This window comes from Arcicella sp. LKC2W, from assembly GCF_034931005.1.
GTDB lineage: Bacteria > Bacteroidota > Bacteroidia > Cytophagales > Spirosomataceae > Arcicella.
In genome coordinates this window covers 1-778 of the sequence record NZ_JAYGIN010000074.1, presented here as the reverse complement: position 1 = coordinate 778, position 778 = coordinate 1, and the positions used below count along the sequence as shown (strand labels likewise).

Here is a 778-nt window from a genome sequence, read left to right as displayed (position 1 = left end):
TGGGGTGGTCTATTTTTGGTTTACACTTTTTGCGAGTTTTTATTGTTTAATATTTACATTTTTTTGCTATTTTTTTCAAACCATTGCATTTCAAAATCAAGTGGGAATTCGTATTTTAAACTTGAATGTAATCGCTGTCTATTATAATAACCCTCGATAAATTCAAACAAAATACTCCTCAAAATTTTCAGGTTTTCATAACCACCTTTGGGCATCTCTAACTCTGTTTTTAGCCTGCTCCATAGTGATTCTGCGAAGGCATTATCGTATGGATCATCGGCTCTACTCATGCTCTGTTTTAGTCCAAAAGTCTGTACTAATTCTTTCATTTTATCAGATAAATACTGCCCACCTCTATCAGAATGTACAATTAATCCAGGCTGTATTTTTCTTTTCAAAAGTGCCTTTTCTAAGGGTTCTCTAACCAATGACTCTTGCATATTATCGTCCACCGACCAGCTAACAATTACTCGTGTAAACAAGTCCATCCAAGTACATAGATACGCCCACTCGCTATCTTTCAAGGGCATATAGGTAATATCTGATACCCATACTTGATTGGGTTTTGTAGGTTTTGGTTGATTCAATAATAAGTTTGGACAAACTCGTTTCCCGTGTTTACTATCGGTCGTTCTGGGTACAAATTTTGGGGGTTGAATGGCTCGTAAGCCATCTTCTCGCATTAATTCAGCCACCTTTTGTCGAGATAACTTTATCCCTCTTTTAGTCAATGAAGCCTTTATTCTTCGACTGCCATACCGTTTCAAGTGTTTCAAAA

The 778-nt window shown here is 36.5% G+C and carries 1 protein-coding gene; it reads right to left on the bottom strand.

Annotated elements, in window-relative coordinates:
* Positions 1 to 53 precede the first annotated feature (53 nt).
* Positions 54 to 778: IS3 family transposase (locus VB796_RS23735; RefSeq protein WP_323349080.1), on the bottom strand; the 725-nt coding region annotated here is incomplete at its 5' end.